The 18,064-nt window shown below is 52.2% G+C and carries 19 protein-coding genes; 11 read left to right on the plus strand and 8 right to left on the minus strand.

Annotated elements, in window-relative coordinates:
* Positions 1 to 69: 69 nt before the first annotated feature.
* The 6 genes from cbiD to mrdA all read left to right on the plus strand — a co-directional run bounded on the left by cbiD (position 70) and on the right by mrdA (position 6,884).
* Positions 70 to 1,230, plus strand: coding sequence for a cobalt-precorrin-5B (C(1))-methyltransferase CbiD (gene cbiD / locus SIB74_RS11605; protein WP_063396522.1), 1,161 nt, complete (start codon positions 70 to 72; stop codon positions 1,228 to 1,230).
* A 40-nt stretch (positions 1,231 to 1,270) separates the two neighbouring features.
* Positions 1,271 to 2,857, plus strand: a complete 1,587-nt coding sequence (guaA, locus tag SIB74_RS11610; RefSeq protein ID WP_063396521.1) for a glutamine-hydrolyzing GMP synthase — start codon at positions 1,271 to 1,273, stop codon at positions 2,855 to 2,857.
* A gap of 64 nt (positions 2,858 to 2,921) precedes the next feature.
* Positions 2,922 to 3,710 carry a hypothetical protein gene (locus SIB74_RS11615; RefSeq protein WP_156486156.1) on the plus strand — a complete coding sequence of 263 codons (789 nt, stop codon included), beginning with the start codon at positions 2,922 to 2,924 and terminating at the stop codon, positions 3,708 to 3,710.
* Positions 3,711 to 4,047: 337 nt separating this feature from the next.
* Complete coding sequence (locus SIB74_RS11620) at positions 4,048 to 4,659, plus strand: hypothetical protein (RefSeq protein ID WP_063396519.1); 612 nt, start codon at positions 4,048 to 4,050, stop codon at positions 4,657 to 4,659.
* A gap of 15 nt (positions 4,660 to 4,674) precedes the next feature.
* On the plus strand, positions 4,675 to 5,076 hold the full coding sequence (locus SIB74_RS11625; RefSeq protein ID WP_063396518.1) for a hypothetical protein: 402 nt from the start codon (positions 4,675 to 4,677) through the stop codon (positions 5,074 to 5,076).
* 5 nt (positions 5,077 to 5,081) lie between these two features.
* Complete coding sequence (mrdA, locus tag SIB74_RS11630; protein WP_063396943.1) at positions 5,082 to 6,884, plus strand: penicillin-binding protein 2; 1,803 nt, start codon at positions 5,082 to 5,084, stop codon at positions 6,882 to 6,884.
* A 35-nt stretch (positions 6,885 to 6,919) separates the two neighbouring features.
* Here mrdA and SIB74_RS11635 read toward each other — a convergent pair whose 3' ends face one another.
* From SIB74_RS11635 to SIB74_RS11650, 4 genes are all read right to left on the minus strand, one after another.
* A complete protein-coding gene (locus SIB74_RS11635) occupies positions 6,920 to 8,065 on the minus strand; it encodes a glycosyltransferase family 4 protein (protein WP_063396517.1) in 1,146 nt (381 codons plus the stop codon).
* Positions 8,066 to 8,094: 29 nt separating this feature from the next.
* The gene (locus SIB74_RS11640) at positions 8,095 to 9,291 is read right to left on the minus strand and encodes an NAD-dependent epimerase/dehydratase family protein (protein WP_063396516.1); all 1,197 of its coding nucleotides are present in this window, start codon (positions 9,289 to 9,291) and stop codon (positions 8,095 to 8,097) included.
* Positions 9,292 to 9,350: 59 nt separating this feature from the next.
* Entirely contained in the window at positions 9,351 to 9,518 is a 168-nt protein-coding gene (psb34, locus tag SIB74_RS11645) for a photosystem II assembly protein Psb34 (protein ID WP_063396515.1), read from the minus strand.
* Positions 9,519 to 9,591: 73 nt separating this feature from the next.
* Positions 9,592 to 10,416 (minus strand): thiazole synthase, encoded by an 825-nt coding sequence (locus tag SIB74_RS11650; protein ID WP_063396942.1) that lies wholly within the window; start codon positions 10,414 to 10,416, stop codon positions 9,592 to 9,594.
* 88 nt (positions 10,417 to 10,504) lie between these two features.
* On the opposite strand from SIB74_RS11650, the gene SIB74_RS11655 reads away from it, so the two are divergent.
* A complete protein-coding gene (locus SIB74_RS11655; RefSeq protein WP_063396514.1) occupies positions 10,505 to 11,044 on the plus strand; it encodes a hypothetical protein in 540 nt (179 codons plus the stop codon).
* On the opposite strand, the gene SIB74_RS11660 is transcribed toward SIB74_RS11655, so the two are convergent.
* On the minus strand, positions 11,012 to 11,575 hold the full coding sequence (locus SIB74_RS11660) for a tetratricopeptide repeat protein (protein WP_063396513.1): 564 nt from the start codon (positions 11,573 to 11,575) through the stop codon (positions 11,012 to 11,014). The genes SIB74_RS11655 and SIB74_RS11660 overlap by 33 nt on opposite strands.
* 397 nt (positions 11,576 to 11,972) lie before the next feature.
* Between SIB74_RS11660 and SIB74_RS11665 the strand changes: the two genes are divergently transcribed.
* Positions 11,973 to 12,098 (plus strand): hypothetical protein, encoded by a 126-nt coding sequence (locus tag SIB74_RS11665; RefSeq protein WP_413681726.1) that lies wholly within the window; start codon positions 11,973 to 11,975, stop codon positions 12,096 to 12,098.
* Between the two features lie 110 nt (positions 12,099 to 12,208).
* The gene (locus tag SIB74_RS11670; protein ID WP_156486155.1) at positions 12,209 to 12,358 is read left to right on the plus strand and encodes a hypothetical protein; all 150 of its coding nucleotides are present in this window, start codon (positions 12,209 to 12,211) and stop codon (positions 12,356 to 12,358) included.
* A gap of 214 nt (positions 12,359 to 12,572) precedes the next feature.
* On the opposite strand, the gene rplT is transcribed toward SIB74_RS11670, so the two are convergent.
* Positions 12,573 to 12,920 (minus strand): 50S ribosomal protein L20, encoded by a 348-nt coding sequence (gene rplT, locus SIB74_RS11675; RefSeq protein ID WP_011129434.1) that lies wholly within the window; start codon positions 12,918 to 12,920, stop codon positions 12,573 to 12,575.
* A 77-nt stretch (positions 12,921 to 12,997) separates the two neighbouring features.
* Entirely contained in the window at positions 12,998 to 13,195 is a 198-nt protein-coding gene (gene rpmI, locus SIB74_RS11680) for a 50S ribosomal protein L35 (protein ID WP_011129435.1), read from the minus strand.
* A gap of 136 nt (positions 13,196 to 13,331) precedes the next feature.
* Between rpmI and SIB74_RS11685 the strand changes: the two genes are divergently transcribed.
* Both SIB74_RS11685 and SIB74_RS11690 read left to right on the plus strand, forming a co-directional pair.
* Positions 13,332 to 14,870, plus strand: coding sequence for a SpoIID/LytB domain-containing protein (locus tag SIB74_RS11685; protein ID WP_063396941.1), 1,539 nt, complete (start codon positions 13,332 to 13,334; stop codon positions 14,868 to 14,870).
* Positions 14,871 to 14,894: 24 nt separating this feature from the next.
* Complete coding sequence (locus SIB74_RS11690; RefSeq protein WP_063396512.1) at positions 14,895 to 16,226, plus strand: glycosyltransferase; 1,332 nt, start codon at positions 14,895 to 14,897, stop codon at positions 16,224 to 16,226.
* 4 nt (positions 16,227 to 16,230) lie between these two features.
* On the opposite strand, the gene SIB74_RS11695 is transcribed toward SIB74_RS11690, so the two are convergent.
* Positions 16,231 to 18,051 carry a DNA polymerase III subunit gamma/tau gene (locus tag SIB74_RS11695; RefSeq protein ID WP_063396511.1) on the minus strand — a complete coding sequence of 607 codons (1,821 nt, stop codon included), beginning with the start codon at positions 18,049 to 18,051 and terminating at the stop codon, positions 16,231 to 16,233.
* Between the last annotated feature and the right edge of the window lie 13 nt (positions 18,052 to 18,064).

An 18,064-nucleotide genomic window follows, 5' to 3' on the forward strand; every position in this document is an offset into this window, starting at 1 on the left:
AATGAACCATCCTAAAAAATACCTAAGCAAGGGTTTTTTATCGATCACGCCGATGCTGATTCAAGGGGGTTGACGCTCCCGGTTTGGGTTGCGGCTGCGGCCCGAGCTGCTACCGAAGCTTTGCTTGGTAGGCCTTTCAGTGGTTTTCAGTTGCTTGAATTGCCTGATCGCGACGAACCTTTTGCTGTGTCAGTCACCTCTGCAGCGGTTTTGGCTGGAGGTGAACAGGCTTTGGCAATCAGCCATTGCGATCCAGGTCCAGGTCTGGATCTCACAAGAGGTTTGGAGATTTGGGTGTGTGTTCAGTGGCAGGAGTTGGTTGTTGGTGTTGATGATGAGTTGAATGTTCATTCAGAGGCCTGGCTGAATCTCGTGGCAGGCAAGGGTGTTGGCAGGCTGGGGTCCGGTGGAGAGGCGTGTGTGTCTCGATTTGCACGCGAGCTTTTGAGTCGTAATTTGTACCCGCTGGTGCCTTCGGGTAGAGGGCTGCAGTTGGAAGTTGTGTTGCCTAGGGGTAGAGATTTGGCAGCACGTACCAGTAATGCAGCTTTTGGGGTTGTGGATGGCTTGGCCTTGATTGGTACCCAGGCGGATGTGCAGGTCAGCGCCTCTCCTGATCAGTTGCAGCAGACCATTGAGCAACTACGTCGGCAAAGTGCCGCTTCAGATTTTTGTGGAGCAATGACTTTGGTGATTGGTGAGAATGGTCTTGATCTAGCTCGACAGTTGGGGTTGGCTGCTCAGCCGCTCCTCAAGATTGGCAATTGGTTGGGGCCTGTCATCGTGGCCGCGGCAGAGGCTGGGGTGGAGCAATTGTTGTTGTTGGGGTATCACGGCAAGTTGGTGAAGTTGGCAGGGGGGATTTTTCATACTCATCACCATCTGGCAGATGGTCGTTTGGAGGTGCTTACGGCCATGGCTGTGCGTGAAGGATTGCCGTTGGATCTGATCCGGCAACTTGGCAAGGCTGATTCCATGGAGGCAGCATTGAAGATGCTGGAAGCTCAAGATCCAGGGCTGGTAAGCAAGCTTTGGTATCGGCTGGCGGCAACAGTGGAGCATCGCAGCGCTGCCTACCTTGCCCGTTATGGATCATGGTCAATAGCTATTGGGGCAGCTCTTTTCGATCGTCAGCGACGGTTGCGCTGGGCTGGTCCCCAAGGGTCTCAACAGTTGGCTGTCTTGGGAGTGACCCCTGAGGATTCACCGATAAGCCTTTCTCTACCCTGAACGTTCTGTTGGTTGACTCCAGAGGAGCTTTTTCGCTGATATGTCCAATTCCCAGTCTGAAGGTCAGCGCCAGCCGGCAATCGTCATTCTCGATTTTGGCTCTCAGTATTCAGAGCTGATTGCCCGTCGGGTGCGAGAAACAGAGGTCTACTCATTGGTGATGAGCTATAGCACCTCAGCCGATGAGCTTCGCCAGCTTGCCCCGAAGGGCATCATTTTGAGTGGCGGACCTAGCTCTGTGTATGCCGAGAGAGCGCCGCTTTGTGATCCGAACATTTGGGACTTGGGTATTCCTGTGCTTGGTGTCTGTTACGGCATGCAGCTAATGGTGCAGCAGCTGGGTGGTCGGGTGGAAATGGCAACGGGCAAGGCCGAATACGGCAAGGCTCCTCTTGAAGTTGATGACCCGACGGATCTGCTCACCAATGTTGAGAATGGGTCCACCATGTGGATGAGCCATGGTGATTCCGTGCGCGCCTTGCCTGAGGGGTTTGTGCGACTTGCTCATACAGCGAATACACCAGATGCGGCTGTGGCTTACCACACGCGTTCTCTTTATGGCGTGCAATTTCATCCTGAGGTGGTTCATTCCACTGATGGGATGTCGTTGATTAGAAATTTTGTTTATCACATTTGTGGCTGTGAACCGGATTGGACTACGACCGCATTTATTGAAGAAGCCGTTAGCCAGGTTCGTTCTCAAGTCGGGGATAAAAGGGTGTTGCTTGCTTTGTCTGGTGGTGTTGACTCTTCCACTCTTGCCTTTCTTTTAAAAAAGGCCATTGGAGATCAGCTCACGTGCATGTTTATTGATCAGGGGTTTATGCGTAAAGGCGAGCCTGAGTTTTTGATGGATTTCTTTGACCGTAAGTTTAATATTAATGTTGAATATATCAATGCAAGACAACGGTTTATTTCTAAGTTGAATGGCATTGTTGATCCGGAAGAGAAACGTAAAATTATTGGTACCGAATTCATTCGAGTGTTTGAAGAAGAGAGTGCTCGACTTGGTCCATTCGATTACCTCGCCCAGGGGACTCTGTATCCAGATGTGATTGAGAGTGCTGGAACTAACGTTGATCTAAAGACCGGTGAACGGGTGGCTGTGAAGATCAAAAGCCATCACAATGTGGGGGGACTACCAAAGGATCTGCAGTTCAAATTGGTGGAGCCGCTGAGGCGATTGTTTAAAGACGAGGTGCGAAAAGTAGGCCGTGCTTTGGGGCTGCCTAAGGAGATTGTGCAACGTCATCCCTTCCCTGGCCCAGGTTTGGCGATTCGCATTCTTGGTGAAGTGACCGACGAGAAGTTGAATTGTTTGCGTGATGCCGATTTGATTGTTCGCGAAGAAATTCGTGATGCAGGTCTCTATCACGACATATGGCAGGCCTTTGCTGTGTTGCTGCCCGTGCGCTCTGTCGGGGTGATGGGGGATCAGCGCACTTACGCTTGGCCGATTGTTTTGCGTTGCGTGTCCAGTGAGGACGGCATGACAGCGGATTGGTCACGCATGCCTGATGAGCTTTTGGAGCGTATCTCCAATCGAATTGTCAATGAAGTGAGAGGTGTCAACCGTGTTGTTCTTGACATCACCAGCAAGCCTCCTGGAACGATAGAGTGGGAATAGATATGTAGTTTATTTGATTAATCAGCTATGAACATCTCTTTACTGATTCATGTATGAGACTTGCTTGGCACCTGATTTGCTCGATGGCTATGTTGTCAACGGCCTGGATAGTCAAAATTGCTGGATAACATCAATCCAATCTGTACTCACTTCAGGGGATGATTGCTATTATCTTTCTCAGGAATGCAGGTCCGAAAATATTCATTATCTTGAGGAAAGAGATCCAGGAATTTTCTGTAACATCCTAAATCAGGCTGTAATTTCTGAATATGAGTGGCTGACCGTATCTCATGCAGGCTTATTCTATAATTTCCCACAACTTACGGAAGATACCTTCCTCCAAAATAATAAACAAGTACATGATTTCATAAGAGAATACGGAGTATTCTTTGGGGAAAGAAAGCTATTCTTGCCAGTAGTTTCGAAGACTGGTTGGACTTCCCAAGCTTTTTGTGAACAAAGACAAGTGCGAATATTGGCTTTTGATGAGGTTTATGAAATGTGTACAAATAGATGTTTGAGGATTAATAAGATTTTTTTAAAGTTCGAGTATTTGGAGCCCACAGAAAATGAACATGTGGCTTTATATTCAAGCATGCGCTATATAAATTTTTCAAACCTTAGTGTAGAAAATAAATACTTGCAAGGAATTAATGGATCTGTTTTGTTTAAGATCCAGGGCACTTTGGTGCATGCCTATATGGCAGCAGCATTTAATTCAGAAGGTGATTCACATATAGAATTTATTGTTCCTACTTTTGATTATGCTCCTGGCAAGTCTGATGATATTCATAGGGATTACACAACAGTTTTTGTTATAGCTGGGCAATGCTCGTTTTATCAATACATTTAAGAGGTCTATTGATTTAGGTGCTTCACTTGAATGTATTGGCTTTCAATGAGCTTGCAGAAGTTTTGAGGTTATGAATAACTATCTTCTGATTATTGTTGATGGCAAAGATGCTTATTTGTAATATCTTAATGCCTGAAGGCTGAACTCATCAACCATTCTTTCTGAGTCGTCCTTGCCAGGGATTTTGTGAATTCCTTTATCATATTTGTTGTGGCGATCTGAATCACTCAACATTTTTGATTCGCACCCTTGAAGTGAAAGTCGATTCTGTTGAGGTGATGAGGGACTGGTGAAGCTCAGAATGACTCGATAGCCTGGGCCACTGGCCTAGAGACTTTTGACCGTCGCCCAACAGCAGGACATACAGCTAGACCGCCGTTTGCAACAGGACAGCATTCAGTTTGCGGGTAAGACCGTTTATATCAACCCTTTCCTGTACTGGCGAAGGTTTGACAGCAACACCGATCGTTGGTTAAGGGAGCCCGGTCAGTTGGGTGAAGACCAGATCAGCCTCAATCGTGGTCGCTTTTACCCTGAGCTTGATTGGGCTCTGTTGGATGAGAGCCAAAGGGATATCAAGGATGCTGCTGTTGAGATGTTCCTGAAAAGTTTGGAGCTGATCGGCACTTTTCACCCTGAACTTACAGCTGGCCAGTTGCTTGAGGTCGAGCGCAAGATGGCGGTCACAAAGAAGCAGTCTTTTGAGCGCTGGGTCGAGAAGTCGTTTCGCAGGCGTTGCAAACAAGAGTCTCGTGAGCGGAAGCGCTTTGCTCGTGAGCGTTTTTGGCGGTCTTGGAGGGAATGGTTCAGCTTGGAGACAACGCATCATGCTGTGGGACCAATGGTGGCGTTATTGGTTTTGGCAGGTTTTGGGGGCTGGTCGATGGGAATGTCTCAAACGTCTTGCCCAACACTTTTGATCCCTTCCGAGCAAACTGTTGTTAGGTAGACCTTCGAAGCTTGCATGGCCGACGATTCGTTCGACAGCCTTCGCCTTTCCCTGATGCAGGATGCTCTTCCTGTGGGTTTGGCGATGGTTGATCGGGTCCGTCGTGGTGGAGCGAGAAAAATGGTGGAAGCTTTTACGGGCTCAAGTGATCCCCTCCAGGAGCTTCGTGTTGAAGGAGAAGCTGCTGCTCGATCAGTACGTGATCGATTAGATCAAGTCAGTCCAGGGTTGGGGAATCCTGTGATGGCAGTGAATGTGGCCGTTGATGATGTCGTTGTGAATTCCCCAGACCCTCAGGATCAGCAGATTTTGCTGGAGGTGCTGGCCAGGATTGAGGGACGGCTTGATGCTCTTCAGCTTCACCTGCAGACAGATGTTGGCGATTTATCGCCAACATCAGGCGTGGAACAAAGCTGACGTTGATGATTGGATCGCGGCCTTTGGGACGTGCCAATCAGCGGCACAGTGGTTTAGGCCAGCAGCCCAAGGTCTTGCTTGCTCTGGTGCTTTTGTTTTGTGGCGCCATGGTGGCGCGGTTGACCTGGTTACAGCTGTTGGAAGGGGCTCGATACCGAGAGTTGGCAGATGAAAATCGGATTCGCTTGGTACCCCGTTCACCGATTCGTGGTCGGCTGCTCGATCGTCAAGGACGTGTACTTGCCTCAAGCAAGCTCAGCTACAACCTTTATTTGCAGCCTCGATTGCTTAGTGATGGTAATTGGCCTGGGCTTCGTGACAGTCTTTCTCAGTTGCTCAATCTTCCTAAGCAGGATTTAGATCAACGCAGGCGACAGGGGGTTGGCACGGATGGCTATCGCATCACTTTGGCAACTGATTTGAAACCTGAGCAGGTGCTGCGTTTTCGAGAGCAGGCTCGCAGTTTTGAAGCGGCCCAGGTCGATGTGGATGTACTACGTCACTACCCGCACGGCACTTTGGCCGCCCATGTCTTGGGTTATACCCAGCCAATTACTGAAAATGAGTTTAAGACTCTCGCTGATCAGGGTTATGAGATTAGAGATCGCATTGGCCGAATTGGAGTGGAGGCGGCCTATGAGCCTCATTTACGAGGGAAGTGGGGTGGTCAGATGCTTGAAGTCAACGCTATGGGAGAGGTGCAGCGCAGTCTTGGTGACAAGCCTTCACAGGCGGGTAAAGATCTCCTCCTCACACTTGACCTTGATTTGCAGTTGGCTGCTGAAAAGGCTCTTGAAGATAAGCCTGGCGGTGCAGTTGTAGCACTCGATCCTCGTAACGGTGCTATTCGCGCCATGGCTAGTCGCCCTGCCTTTGATCCCAACTTTTTCTCAAAACTCTTCACCACGCAGAAGGAGTACGACAAGCTTTTTGCTTCGTCGAGCAAGCCATTGCTCAGTCGGGCCATGAATGCCTATGACCCGGGGAGTACTTGGAAACCTGTTACAAGTATGGCGGGCATGGAGAGTGGCAAGTTTCTGCCTGATGTTCGTTTAAAGACGGCGGCATGCATCACTTATGGGGGGCATTGTTTTCCTGACCACAACGGTGCCGGATTTGGCACGATCGGTTATGAGGATGCGTTGCGCTTCTCCAGCAATACCTTCTTTTATCAGGTGGGTGTGGGTGTGGGTTCTAAGGCGCTTTATGAGGCCGCCATCAAGCTTGGTTTCGATGCCCGTACTGGGATTGAGATTGGCTATGAGGAAAGCAAGGGTTTGGTGGGCCATCAGGCCTGGGCGGCTAAAGGTCGGGGTTGGGCTGAAGCTGGAACGACTCCTTGGATTCCCGAGGACATGGCCAGCGCCTCGATTGGTCAATCTGTAGTTCAGATCACTCCTTTGCAACTTGCTCGCGCTTATGCAGTATTTGCCAATGGGGGGTTTTTGGTCACTCCTCATCTGGCAGATGGTGCGATCGACTGGACTTCATCACTGCGACGCATCAAGGTCGATATCAAGCCATCCACATTGGCGACGATTAGGCGTGGTTTGCGAAAGGTTGTGCAGGATGGGACTGGTTCAGGTCTCAATTTGCCCAACTTTCCGCAAGTGGCCGGCAAGACGGGCACTGCCGAGGACAGTACCGGTGGCTCTGATCACGCATGGTTTGCATGTTTTGCGCCATATCAGTCAGCAGAAATCGTCGTTGTTGCTTTTGCCCAGAACACTCCTGGTGGCGGTTCGGTCCATGCGTTGCCTATGGCACGGCAGGTGCTTCAGGCTTGGAATCGCACACGCTCTAGTTGAACTCACTGACTCTCAGAAAACACTGATGTTTGGTCTCAGGCGGCCAGGTTGAGGGGTTGGCCGAGGATTGTTCTGTAGTAGCTCCGCAGTTGTTGCGTGGCACTGGCCCATCCCCAGCGTTCGGCTTCTTGACGGGCTGCTTTGCGCAGACCTTGACGCTCGAGATCGTTGCCGAGCAGTCGTCGGGTTGCATTGATGAGGCTGGTGGACCCTCCATCCACTCCATCCGGCTCGTAGAGACAGCCGTTGACTCCGTCGGTAATGATGTCTGGAATTCCGCCACGATTGGCTCCCACTACAGGACAACCTGCTGCCATTGCTTCCAGTAAAACGAGCCCAAGGGTTTCGGTGCTTGAGGGGAATAGAAAGGCATCCCCGCTTGCGTATGCACTGGCTAGTTCTTCCCCTTCGAGATAGCCCACAAATGTTGTAGCAGTGCCTTCAAATGCCTTTTCCAGTTGCTGGCGGTGAGGTCCATCGCCTACTAGGGCCAATCGTGCCTCGGGTATGCGATCGAGAACAGGTTTGATGCGTTCGATTTGCTTTTCGGCAGAGAGCCGCCCTACGTAGAGAAGCAGGGCACCTTGATCGTCGCTTGTGTTCAAAAGGCGTAAGCGCATGGTTTCGTTGCGCAGTTCCGGTCGAAAGAGTTCGGTATCCACGCCGCGTTGCCACAGGGCGGTGTTTTGGATCCCTTTCTCGCTCAATTCAGACACCATTGCTGTTGAGGTGCAGAGATTGAGTATTGCTTGATTGTGGGCTGCTTTGAGAAGTTCCCAGAGCAAGGGCTCCAGCATGCCCATGCCGTAATGCTCTAGGTATTTCGGGAGGTGGGTGTGGTAGCTAGCGATTAGAGGGATTCCGTTGGTTTTGGCTAGCCAAATTCCCCCAAGGCCTAGTACAGCTGGATTGACAACGTGTACGAGATCAGGCTCGAAGGTTTCTAGGGCTTCGGCAACGGCTGGTCTGGGCAGGGCAAGCTTCAGTTCCGGATAGAGCGGCAGTGGCATCGCTGGCACTCCTATCAATTCGGCTCCCATGTATTCACTAGGACAGCCTTCCGGGCAGAACACCATCACTTCATCACCGGCTTCAACCAGGTGCTCCACCGTTTTGGTGAGTCGTGTCACGATTCCATCCACTTTTGGGAGGAAGGTCTCTGTGAAAAAGGCGATCTTCACTGGTTCAGCGGGTGGTGTGGGCAGGCTGTTTAGCAGGGGTGCTTGATGGCCTCAGCCTGGGTCGAAGTCCAGGCCGATACACATGGGATACGACTGCGGTCGCAGCGGTCTGCCCAGCGTTTTGCCACATCGACTACTTCAGCAAGTAGGCCATCGTCGAGGGTGGTTGGTTTGAGTCCAAGTTCGATGAAGCAGCGGTTATCCACAATCAGATCATTCTCCACTGCTTCGTTGCGTGGGTTTGGAAGATGGTTTAGTTCGGCGCCGGTTAGGGCAGCTACCTTCTTGGCAAGTTCACCCACTTGGTGGCTCTCGGTCATTTGGTTGAAAATCTTGACTCGTTCGCCTTTGGCCGGTGGGTTTTCAAGAGCCAGTTGTACGCACTTCACAGAATCGCAGATGTGGATGAAGGCACGGGTTTGACCTCCTGTTCCATGGACAGTGAGCGGATAACCGATTGCTGCCTGCATCAGGAAGCGGTTGAGAACTGTGCCGTAGTCACCGTCGTAATCAAAGCGGTTGGTTAGGCGTGGATCCCTAGCGGTTGCTTCAGTGTTGGTACCCCAGACGATGCCTTGGTGAAGATCGGTGATCCTGATTTGGTCATTCTTGTTGTAGTAGAGGAAAAGCAGTTGATCGAGCGTCTTGGTCATGTGATAGACGCTTCCAGGGCTGGCTGGGTGAAGAATTTCTTCCTCGAAACGGCTGCCATCGGGCTGGGGCACTTCCACTTTGAGGTATCCCTCAGGAATGGTGGCTCCGCGGTGCGAGCCGTAGCCGTACACCCCCATCGTTCCCAGGTGCACGATGTGGATGTCGAGGCCGCTTTCAACGATGGCCGCGAGCAGATTGTGAGTGCCGTTGACGTTGTTATCGACGGTATAGCGCTTGGTGGAGCTGCTCTTCATCGAGTAGGGAGCTGCACGCTGCTCGGCAAAGTGAACCACCGCATCGGGTCGTTCAGTTTTGAGCATTGTCACCAATCGGTCGTACTGATGGGCGATGTCTAGGTGCTCAAAACGAATTGGCTTGCCTCCGATTTCTCGCCAGGCCTTAAGGCGGTCACCAATGCTGGTGATTGGTGTCAGTGACTCGACTTCAAGATCGATATCGATCTTGCGGCGGCTGAGATTGTCGACGATCAACACGTCGTGACCCCTATCAGCAAGGTTCACTGCACAAGGCCATCCGCAGAAGCCGTCGCCGCCGAGAACGAAAACTTTCAACTCAAACTCCTGCAGGAACGAGCAATTCGCTCAGTCAGGGCAAGCTACTACAAGGTTTTTCAGCTGATGACGATCCTGACGATGATTAGGGATGTCACAAGCAGGGCTCCACCGATGAGGAGCAGGCGAGTGTTGGCGTTGCTGCTGCCTTTTTCAGCTATCACTTCCATACGGGGTTCTCTTGCAAAGGCGTTGAGTCGACCACCCTCTTCCTCGGTGACTTGCATGTAACACTTACAACTCGGCGGACCCTATGGACAGGATTGCTTGCAGGAACTTTTCCGTTACGTTCCTTCATAATTATTTAGTCTTGGCTTCCGTAATAATCCCTGTTGTCGGTGAGCTTGGCGAGGCTGCGGCGCGTTCGGGTAGGCGACCTGATCTGTAAGCCTGCCTACCGGCCTGAATCGCCCAACGCATTGCTTCGGCCATGGTGATTGGATCTCCGGCTAAGGCAATTGCGCTGTTAACCAGCACTGCGTCGGCACCCATTTCCAAGGCCTGTGCAGCTTCACTGGGGACACCGATGCCAGCATCCACAACGACTGGCACTCGGGCGTTTTCAATGATTAGGGAGATGTTGGCGGCATTCCTCAGACCTTGACCTGATCCAATCGGTGAGCCCAGTGGCATGACCGTCGCACAGCCCACCTCTTCAAGGCGCTTAGCCAAGAGGGGATCGGCATTGATGTATGGCAAGACCTCGAAGCCTTCTTTTACCAATTGTTCAGCGGCCTCAAGGGTGCCGAAAGGGTCAGGTAGGAGGTGGCGGCTGTCGGGGATGACTTCGAGCTTGACGAACTTGTTGTCCTCCTGGCCTGCCAGTTTGGCGAGTTCGCGGCCGAGTCGGGCTACACGAATGGCTTCCTCTGCAGTTGCACAGCCAGCGGTGTTGGGCAGCATCCATATTTTTGACCAGTCGATGGCTTCTATCAGGCCGGCGTGGCCTGATGCCATTGTCTGTACACGGCGGACTGCAACCGTCACCATTTCGCATCCTGAAGAGCGCAGACTCTCTTGCATCACTTTTAGGCTTGGGTACTTCCCTGTGCCTGCAAAAAGTCGGCTGTGGAAGTTGCGTTTGCCGATTGTGAGTAGGTCAGGTGAGGAGTGCGTCAGAACCATTGGCGCTGTTGAGGTTGTTGGAACGTCATCGCGGAGTGTCCCGGTTGAGCCGATTGGCCTTAGCTTGTGCCCATCATCATGTTTTTCCATGCCCATCCTGCTCGCCATGGATCTCTCGATTGACAGTCAGGTTCCCTTCGAGCTCACTATGCCCTTGGATTCCTCTCAATTGGCTGTGCCGCTGGTCGTGGAGGGCTCTGTTCAGAGATTTGATCCGGTAGCGCGCGCCGTTGATCTTGCTGAGACAATGCCACGCCAGTGGTGTGGCACTTACAAGTCTTTTGGAGATGGCTCCAATGTTGATGTGAACTTGGATCTGTCCAAGCTCACACCGATTGGTCAGATCATTGATCTGCGTGGAGAGATGCGTCTTGGCAGCGTTACAACTCCTGTGCAGGGAAACTTGAATGCCAAGTCAGATCAGCTGGAGTTGCTACCCCTTTCAGATCAGTTGATTCCTGGAGTGGAGCCAGGTGGTTTTTTTATCGGCCTTCAGGAGTTAACAATGGTGGGTTGGCAGGCACCTCGTCTTACCAATACGGGAGGCATGCTCGACTTAAACAGCTCCTGTTCAGTACAGGCATCAGAACCCTTATCAGAACCCTTGCCCATCCGCGGGCTCTGGTGAGTTTGTTGGTTGTGTTTTTGCCAATCGCTTGAGGTTTTTGCGCGCTGTCTTGTTCTTGGGATCCAGGCTGAGCACCTTTTGATAAAGCTCGTAGGCCTCAGCATCTTGCTCAAGGCGCTCTTTAGCAAAGGCAAGGTTGTTGAGTGCTACGGGGTAGTCAGCCTTGGCTTTTAGGGCTGACTGGTAGTGACTCACTGCAGATGAATAATCTGCTTGAGCTGCGAGTGCAAACCCAAGGGCATTTTCGATCAGAGCTTTGGCTTCATCTGGTTCACCAGTCAGTTGCTTCAAGGCTTTGCGCAGGGATGCTATGGCCTGGGGATAGAGCCTTTTACGCAGCTGTACAGATGCCAGTTCATAGAGTTTGGATGCCTCTTTGGAAGAGCCCGCTCCACTTTTTTCAAGTCGGATCAGTGCCCGTTCGTCGCGTTGAGTCTTGAAAACTTGACTGCCCACGATGACAGCCACGATTGCGAGCAAACCGATTAGGCCAATTAGGTAGGTTTGCGTTTCTGGCAGGAAGGCGCTCATGGTTTAGGGGCAGTTCTTAGTGATGAGTTGGCATTTGCAGTCAAATCGAGGAAGTAGTCGAATTGACTTTGAACTTTTAACATCTGCTTTTCTCGTTGAAAAACCATTTGTTCAATGGCTCAAAGAGTTTGCTCTGGAGGTTCATCGATATTGAGTTCAGGCACTTGCGGGAAATTTGCGCTTCGTTAGAGATCAGCACTGAGGGGTTAGAGGCTTCCAACCATCTTTTCAAAGTAGCTTCCACCATTTGATGGTTTGATATCTTCTCAGACGAGAACGAGTCTTTGCTGGAATAGCAGATCAGGTATAGGACGTTTTGCGCGCATCAGCACGTCAGATTCATTGCTCTCGAGCATGAGAGAGACGTAGCGGAGGGTCTTAGTCCTGCTTGTTTGTTGTGGACCCATCGCTGCAAATCCCTTGGCTTCAGAACATCAGCCGACTTCTAGCCCCTGTTGCAGTACCTTCCATCACCGGCACATTCATGGTTGTTCTCTGCTTTTTGGAAGTCCAGTGCTTCTGAACAGGCTTGCTCAGTTCAGCAGCGTGATGACAGTCTTAGTGGCTGTATGTCTGAAGTGTGGGTAGGCCATTGAGATTTTGCCTGAGCTTGTGGGTTGAAGGTCTCCGTTGTTGAAATCAGTCAATTTTTTGGTTCATCGGCTGCGAAGGCAAAGCCGGAGCAAGCCGATCAGCGAAGACCGCGCTCTCGTGCGTACAGGTGTACTGCCAACATTGGCTTGGAACCGTCAGCGCAACGACAAGCCTTGGAGTCAGGTTTAAGGCTTGCTCAGCTATCAAGCCAGAACTGATTTTTTAGCTTTGATGGATTGGACTCTTCTCAAAAGCAATAGACGCTAGAGAAAAACAAGCCCTATCAAGAGTTCAAGATGCTCTGTTCATCAAACAGAGATGAAAGTTTTTTGGCTAGGCATCCTGAAAGATCTTCAGATTGGAGTTTCTGTTGACTATGTGTGTTGATAAGCCAAAAAGTGAATCAGCTCTTGGCGGAGGTAACCACGCTAGTGAAACTTTTTGGATCCATTACTGCCAGTTGGGCCAACATTTTCCGATTGATGCGTACGTCGGCTTTTTTAAGGCCACCAATCAGGCGGCTGTAGCTGACTCCGTTGATCCGAGCGGCTGCATTAATGCGAGCAATCCAGAGACGACGAAAATCACGTTTGCGCCGCCGCCGATCGCGATAGGCATTGCAAAGAGCCTTCATGACCCGCTGATTGGCTGTGCGGAAGAGGCTTCCATTGCTGCCTTGAAAGCCGCGGGCTAGGCGCAGGATTTTGTTGCGGCGTTTGCGGGCAACGTTGCCTCTTTTGACGCGGGCCATGGTTTAAGAAATCAAGAAGGGAAAGAAATCAGATCAGAGCTTGTATAAGACCTGTTAGTTGAGCTTGAGCTTGGTCTTTAGGCGTAAGGGAGCATCAGACGCACATTCTCCGCATCGCGTTCATCTACAACGGCTTTGGTGGCGAGATGGCGCTTTAATTTCGGGCTTTTGTGGTCCAGCAGGTGATTGCGGAATGCACGACGGCGCATGAATTTGCCAGTGACAGTTGCCTTGAACCGCTTGGCAGCAGCTTTGCGGGTCTTGAGCTTAGGCATCTCTGACGGTCTGCGCACAAACGATAACCATACGATCAAGACCTGCCAGAAGCCAAATTTCGCATGATGGGTGTTTGCCGAGGGGGCAGCATTGGCCAAGACTTTTCATCGTTCGCTGATTCGCTCAAAGCAAGTCATGAGTGGCGCCCTGGTCTTGCTTGGTGTGTGCACGGTGGGCTGTGACGCCCAAGAGGTGGTTCCACCAGTTGGTTCTGTTGGTATGCCTACTCATCAGGCGGTACAAGCTCCGCCGGTTCCTAGTTCAGGTAGGTCTTTGTTGTGGGTGGCTTTGCAGCCTTATTTAGGGCAGGGCACGACGTCTAGTCGCTCAGCTCCATCATTACGTTTGATCAGTGCTGGGCATCAGCCCTTATTGCTCAAAGATGCGCGCGGTGATGTGCAGCGGGCTCCAGTCATCACAATCACCTGGCGGTTGGTAGCTCTCGAGGAGCCCCTGCAGTTGTCACGTCAGGTGGCTGGTCCATTCGCCAGTTTCGAGTCGGCGGAGCAGGTTGCATCGCAGTGGCGAGAGCTGGGCGTTGCGGCCGTGGTGGCTCATCCAAGCGAATGGGAAGTGTGGGCACCGCAAGGGGTACAACCTCTCCCAGGAGTGGACATTCGTCTTTGGCAGGGCATCGTTTCTACAGCTGTGCAGCCTGTGATTCAGGGGGACAGTGGTGATCGCAGCTTGGTGGGTCCGATTCAGATTGATGCTCCGGATGGCCTCAGTTGGAAGGGTGGGGTGTATTTGGGGCCGTTTCAACTGCAGGTTGATGCCTACGGAAGCTGGACTTTGGTGGAACATGTTCCCCTGGAGAGGTATCTGGAAGGAGTGGTGCCCCATGAGATTGGAGCGGGCGCTCCATCAGCAGCCTTAGCTGCTCAGACGGTGTTGGCTAGGACATGGGCGCTTGCCAATAGCCATCGGTTTGCCCTTGATGGATACCATCTGTGCAGTGACACTCAGTGCCAGGTTTACAGCGATCCAAGGCAGGCCAGTTTTGGTGTCCGCCAGGCGATTGCGAGCACTGCTGGCAAGGTGTTGAGCTGGAAGGAGCAACCGATCAATGCTGTGTATCACGCCAGCAATGGTGGTGTGATGGCCGCTGGTTCTGAAGCTTGGTCCATGGAGTCTGTTCCATACCTAAGGGCTCAGTTGGATGGATCCGTTGGATGGGTAGATCGCTTCCTTTTGCCACTCACAGAACGAGTTGTCGTGAAGTCATTGCTGGATAATGCCGATGGTGCTTATGGCCAGGGTCATCCCCGTTTTCGTTGGACCCGTACTTTGACTGCTGAACAGTTGCAACAAGCTTTGCTTTTGGTGGCGCCTAGCTTGTCAATGCCTCAGCGATTGACTGTTCTTGAACGGGGTCCAAGTGGTCGGGTCTTGTCTTTGGAGATACTTGATGAAGGCCATCAGTCCCCTGTGGTGCTTCGATTAGACGGTATTCGGCGTCATTTGCGTCAGTTACCAAGCACTCTCTTCGTGGTTGAGGAAGTTGGTGTCGGAGTTTGGCAGCTTTCTGGCGGTGGTTTTGGCCATGGGGCTGGGCTTTCACAAGCCGGAGCAGTTGATCTGGCCCGTCGAGGCTGGACAACTGAACAGATTCTTAGTCATTACTACCCAGGAACGATCTATGGACCTTTGCCTGAGATGAAGGATGCCCCTTAGAGTCGCTGGACTTCGGGTCTATGCATGGCCGCCGCCGCTGTCATTGGGGATCATCGACGCGGCAAGACAGCCCTGTTTTTGATTGCTTGCGGTTGGGCTGGTGCCGCACCCCACCTTTGGTTGGAAGCAAGTAGAAGTCTTTTGCCTGCAATTACGCTGGCTTTTGTCTTGGGAGGGTATGGCCTGCGCACGGTTTTGCGCGATCGGCAGCACTCGTTTGCCAATGCCAATGAAATAGGGCTTGAGCCCTCTGCTGAGTTTGTCTGGCCCAGCGTTGATGTTTTGGTCGCTGCCAGGGATGAGGAAGCTGTGGTTGATCGGTTGGTGGAACGTCTTGCCGGTCTGAACTATCCCAAGGGCAAGCTGTCTACTTGGATTATTGATGATGGTAGTCAGGACCGAACGCCAGCTCTACTGGATGAGTTGCAGCAGCAGTTTCCTTCTTTAAACGTGATTCATCGTCCTTCTGGAGCAGGCGGCGGAAAGTCTGGAGCTCTTAATGCAGCACTCCAGCAGCTTCAGGGGGAATGGCTCTTGATTCTTGATGCTGATGCCCAGTTGCAGGATGACCTGCTCCAGCGTCTTGTGTTATTTGCCCAACAGGGTGGGTGGTCTGCTGTGCAGTTGCGTAAGGCGGTGATCAACTCTCAGCACAATCTGCTCACCAGGGTTCAGGCGATGGAGATGGCTATGGATGCCTTGATTCAACAAGGACGCTTAGCGGGGGGAGGCGTGGTAGAGCTGCGTGGAAATGGCCAGTTGATTCAACGCTCCACGCTGGAGGCTTGTGGGGGATTCAATGAAAATACGGTCACAGATGATCTTGATCTGAGTTTCCGTTTACTGACAGCTGGAGCTTTGGTCGGGATTGTTTGGAACCCTCCAGTGCAGGAGGAGGCAGTGGAGAGCTTGTCAGCTCTTTGGAGACAACGACAACGTTGGGCCGAGGGTGGATTGCAGCGATTTTTTGACTACTGGCCAGTCTTGATGTCCAGCAAGTTAACTCTGGCTCAGCGTCGTGATTTGGCTTGTTTTTTTCTCCTTCAATACGCCCTCCCAGTGGTGTCTTTCGCTGATCTGTTCACCACATTATTTACACGCACTATCCCAACCTATTGGCCCCTTTCGATCGTGGCCTTCAGCATTTCAGGGATGGCTTACTGGCGCGGTTGTAGGAGCATCAGTGATGGGCCTGCTTTGCCATCGCCAACCCCGTGGAATCTTGTGGTGGCGATTGCTTATTTGTCTCACTGGTTTGTGGTTATCCCTTGGGTGACAGTACGGATGGCACTGTTCCCGAAGAGTTTGGTGTGGGCCAAGACCAGTCATCATGGCCAACAGCCTGTTCAGGTTTGAATGTTTAAAGGTCCACGTCCAGCACTTTGCCGTTGAAGAAGTCAGCTAGTCGCTTTGCTTTGCTGTCGATGGGTTCTAAAGAGGAAGTGGGCTGAGGCGTAGGCGAATCCTCCTCTAGAGGCTTTTGCTGGTCTGTGATGGCGGCGCTGGTTGCAGGATCTGGGGGATAAGCGCCTGTAGAGCTGGATTGAACTTGTGGTGGTGGTGATGGTTCAGCAGTGGAAGCGGATGTGTTTGGTGTTGGTGCCGCACCCGTTTTTTGTGGGCTGGGCATTGGTGTGGCACTTCCGCTTTGGCTTTCGAGAACAAGCTGTCTGGAATTTCCCAGGGCTTTTGCTATTGCTTGTTCCAGGAGGGTTGCACGGCTTTGCACCATTCCCATCCAGTTGCCGGCAACTTGAACCACGGCGCGATGGTCATCAAGGCGCACTAGCTGGGCTTGCTGAGAGAGCAACATGCGTGTGGAAGGTAACTCCAAACTGCCAAGTATTTGTTGCCATAACTCCTGCAGATTGCTGTTAGGGGTTTTCTGGGCTGGAGCCGGGGGTGGATCGGGTTCTGCGTTTGGGGTGATTGCTGAGACTGGATCGTGGGTCGTCGTTGATCCAGAAGGGGGTTGTTGGATTTGTGTTGTCGGGGTCAATGCGTTGGCAGTGATCGCCTGCGCAGCTGGGGTTATTGGTTGAGCTGTCTTTGTTATTGGCACTGCGGTTACAGCTTCACTGGAAGGTGGTTCGGCCAGCAGACCCAGCAGAAGCACTTCAAGCCAGAGACGGGGTTGAACGCTGTGACGCAGCTGGCTTTCGCTTCCTTTGAGTTGGACCTGCCATTGCAAAAGCTGTTGACGACCTATTTGGCTGGCTAGGGGCGGCAATTGATTGCGGAATTGTGGAGAAACACTTGTGAGTTCAGGGCGATCGGGTGCGGCAGTCATGAGCACCAAATCTCGCAACACCGCTGCCAGCCCTTGCAGAAGTGCACCTGGATCACGGCCTCGATTCAGCAGGTTTCGGCAGGTTTCCAATAAGCAGAGTGGATCGGCTTGGGCCAAGGCTGCGGCTAGTTTCAGCAGCTCTTGCTCTGGCACGGCTCCCATCAACTCCCATACAGCTTCTGCTTTGATGGGTCCTGGCAGCAGGCTGAGCTGATCAAGCAAGCTTTCCGCATCTCGAAGCCCTCCCTGGGCTCGCTGGGCTACCACATGCAGGGCTTCGGGCTCAATTGGAATGGCTTCACGAGTGGCGATCATCTCTAGGTGTTTTTCAAGCGCTTCCAGTGGAATCCGCCTGAAATCAAAACGCTGACAACGGCTGAGGATGGTCGGCAGCACTCGCTGTGGATCGGTTGTTGCTAGTACGAACACCACCCGTGGCGGTGGTTCTTCAAGGGTCTTCAGTAGGGCATTGAAGGCGGCGGTTGAGAGCATGTGGCATTCGTCCACCACATACACCTTCCAGCGGGCTTGTACCGGGGCAAAGCGGGAGCGTTCGATCAGTTCGCGAATGTTGTCTACGCCGGTGTTGGAGGCGGCGTCGATTTCGATTACGTCTAGTGCTGTGCCGGCGGCAATGCTTTTGCAGAGCTCACAGTTTCCGCATGGCTCGGGTGTTGGCTGGTCGCAGTTCAAGCAGTTGAGTGATCGGGCCAGGATGCGAGCACTGGAGGTTTTACCAGTGCCTCGTGGACCGCTGAATAGATAGGCCGGTGCGATCCGGCTGCTGCGCAAGGCATGACTGAGGGTCGCGGCGATCGCGTCCTGCCCCACCAGGGCATCGAAGCGCTGTGGTCGATATTTGTGATGCAGCGGCTGGTAGGCCTGGCTCATGCGCTGCTGGCGG

The organism is Prochlorococcus sp. MIT 1306 (assembly GCF_047304515.1).
GTDB lineage: Bacteria > Cyanobacteriota > Cyanobacteriia > PCC-6307 > Cyanobiaceae > Prochlorococcus > Prochlorococcus marinus_D.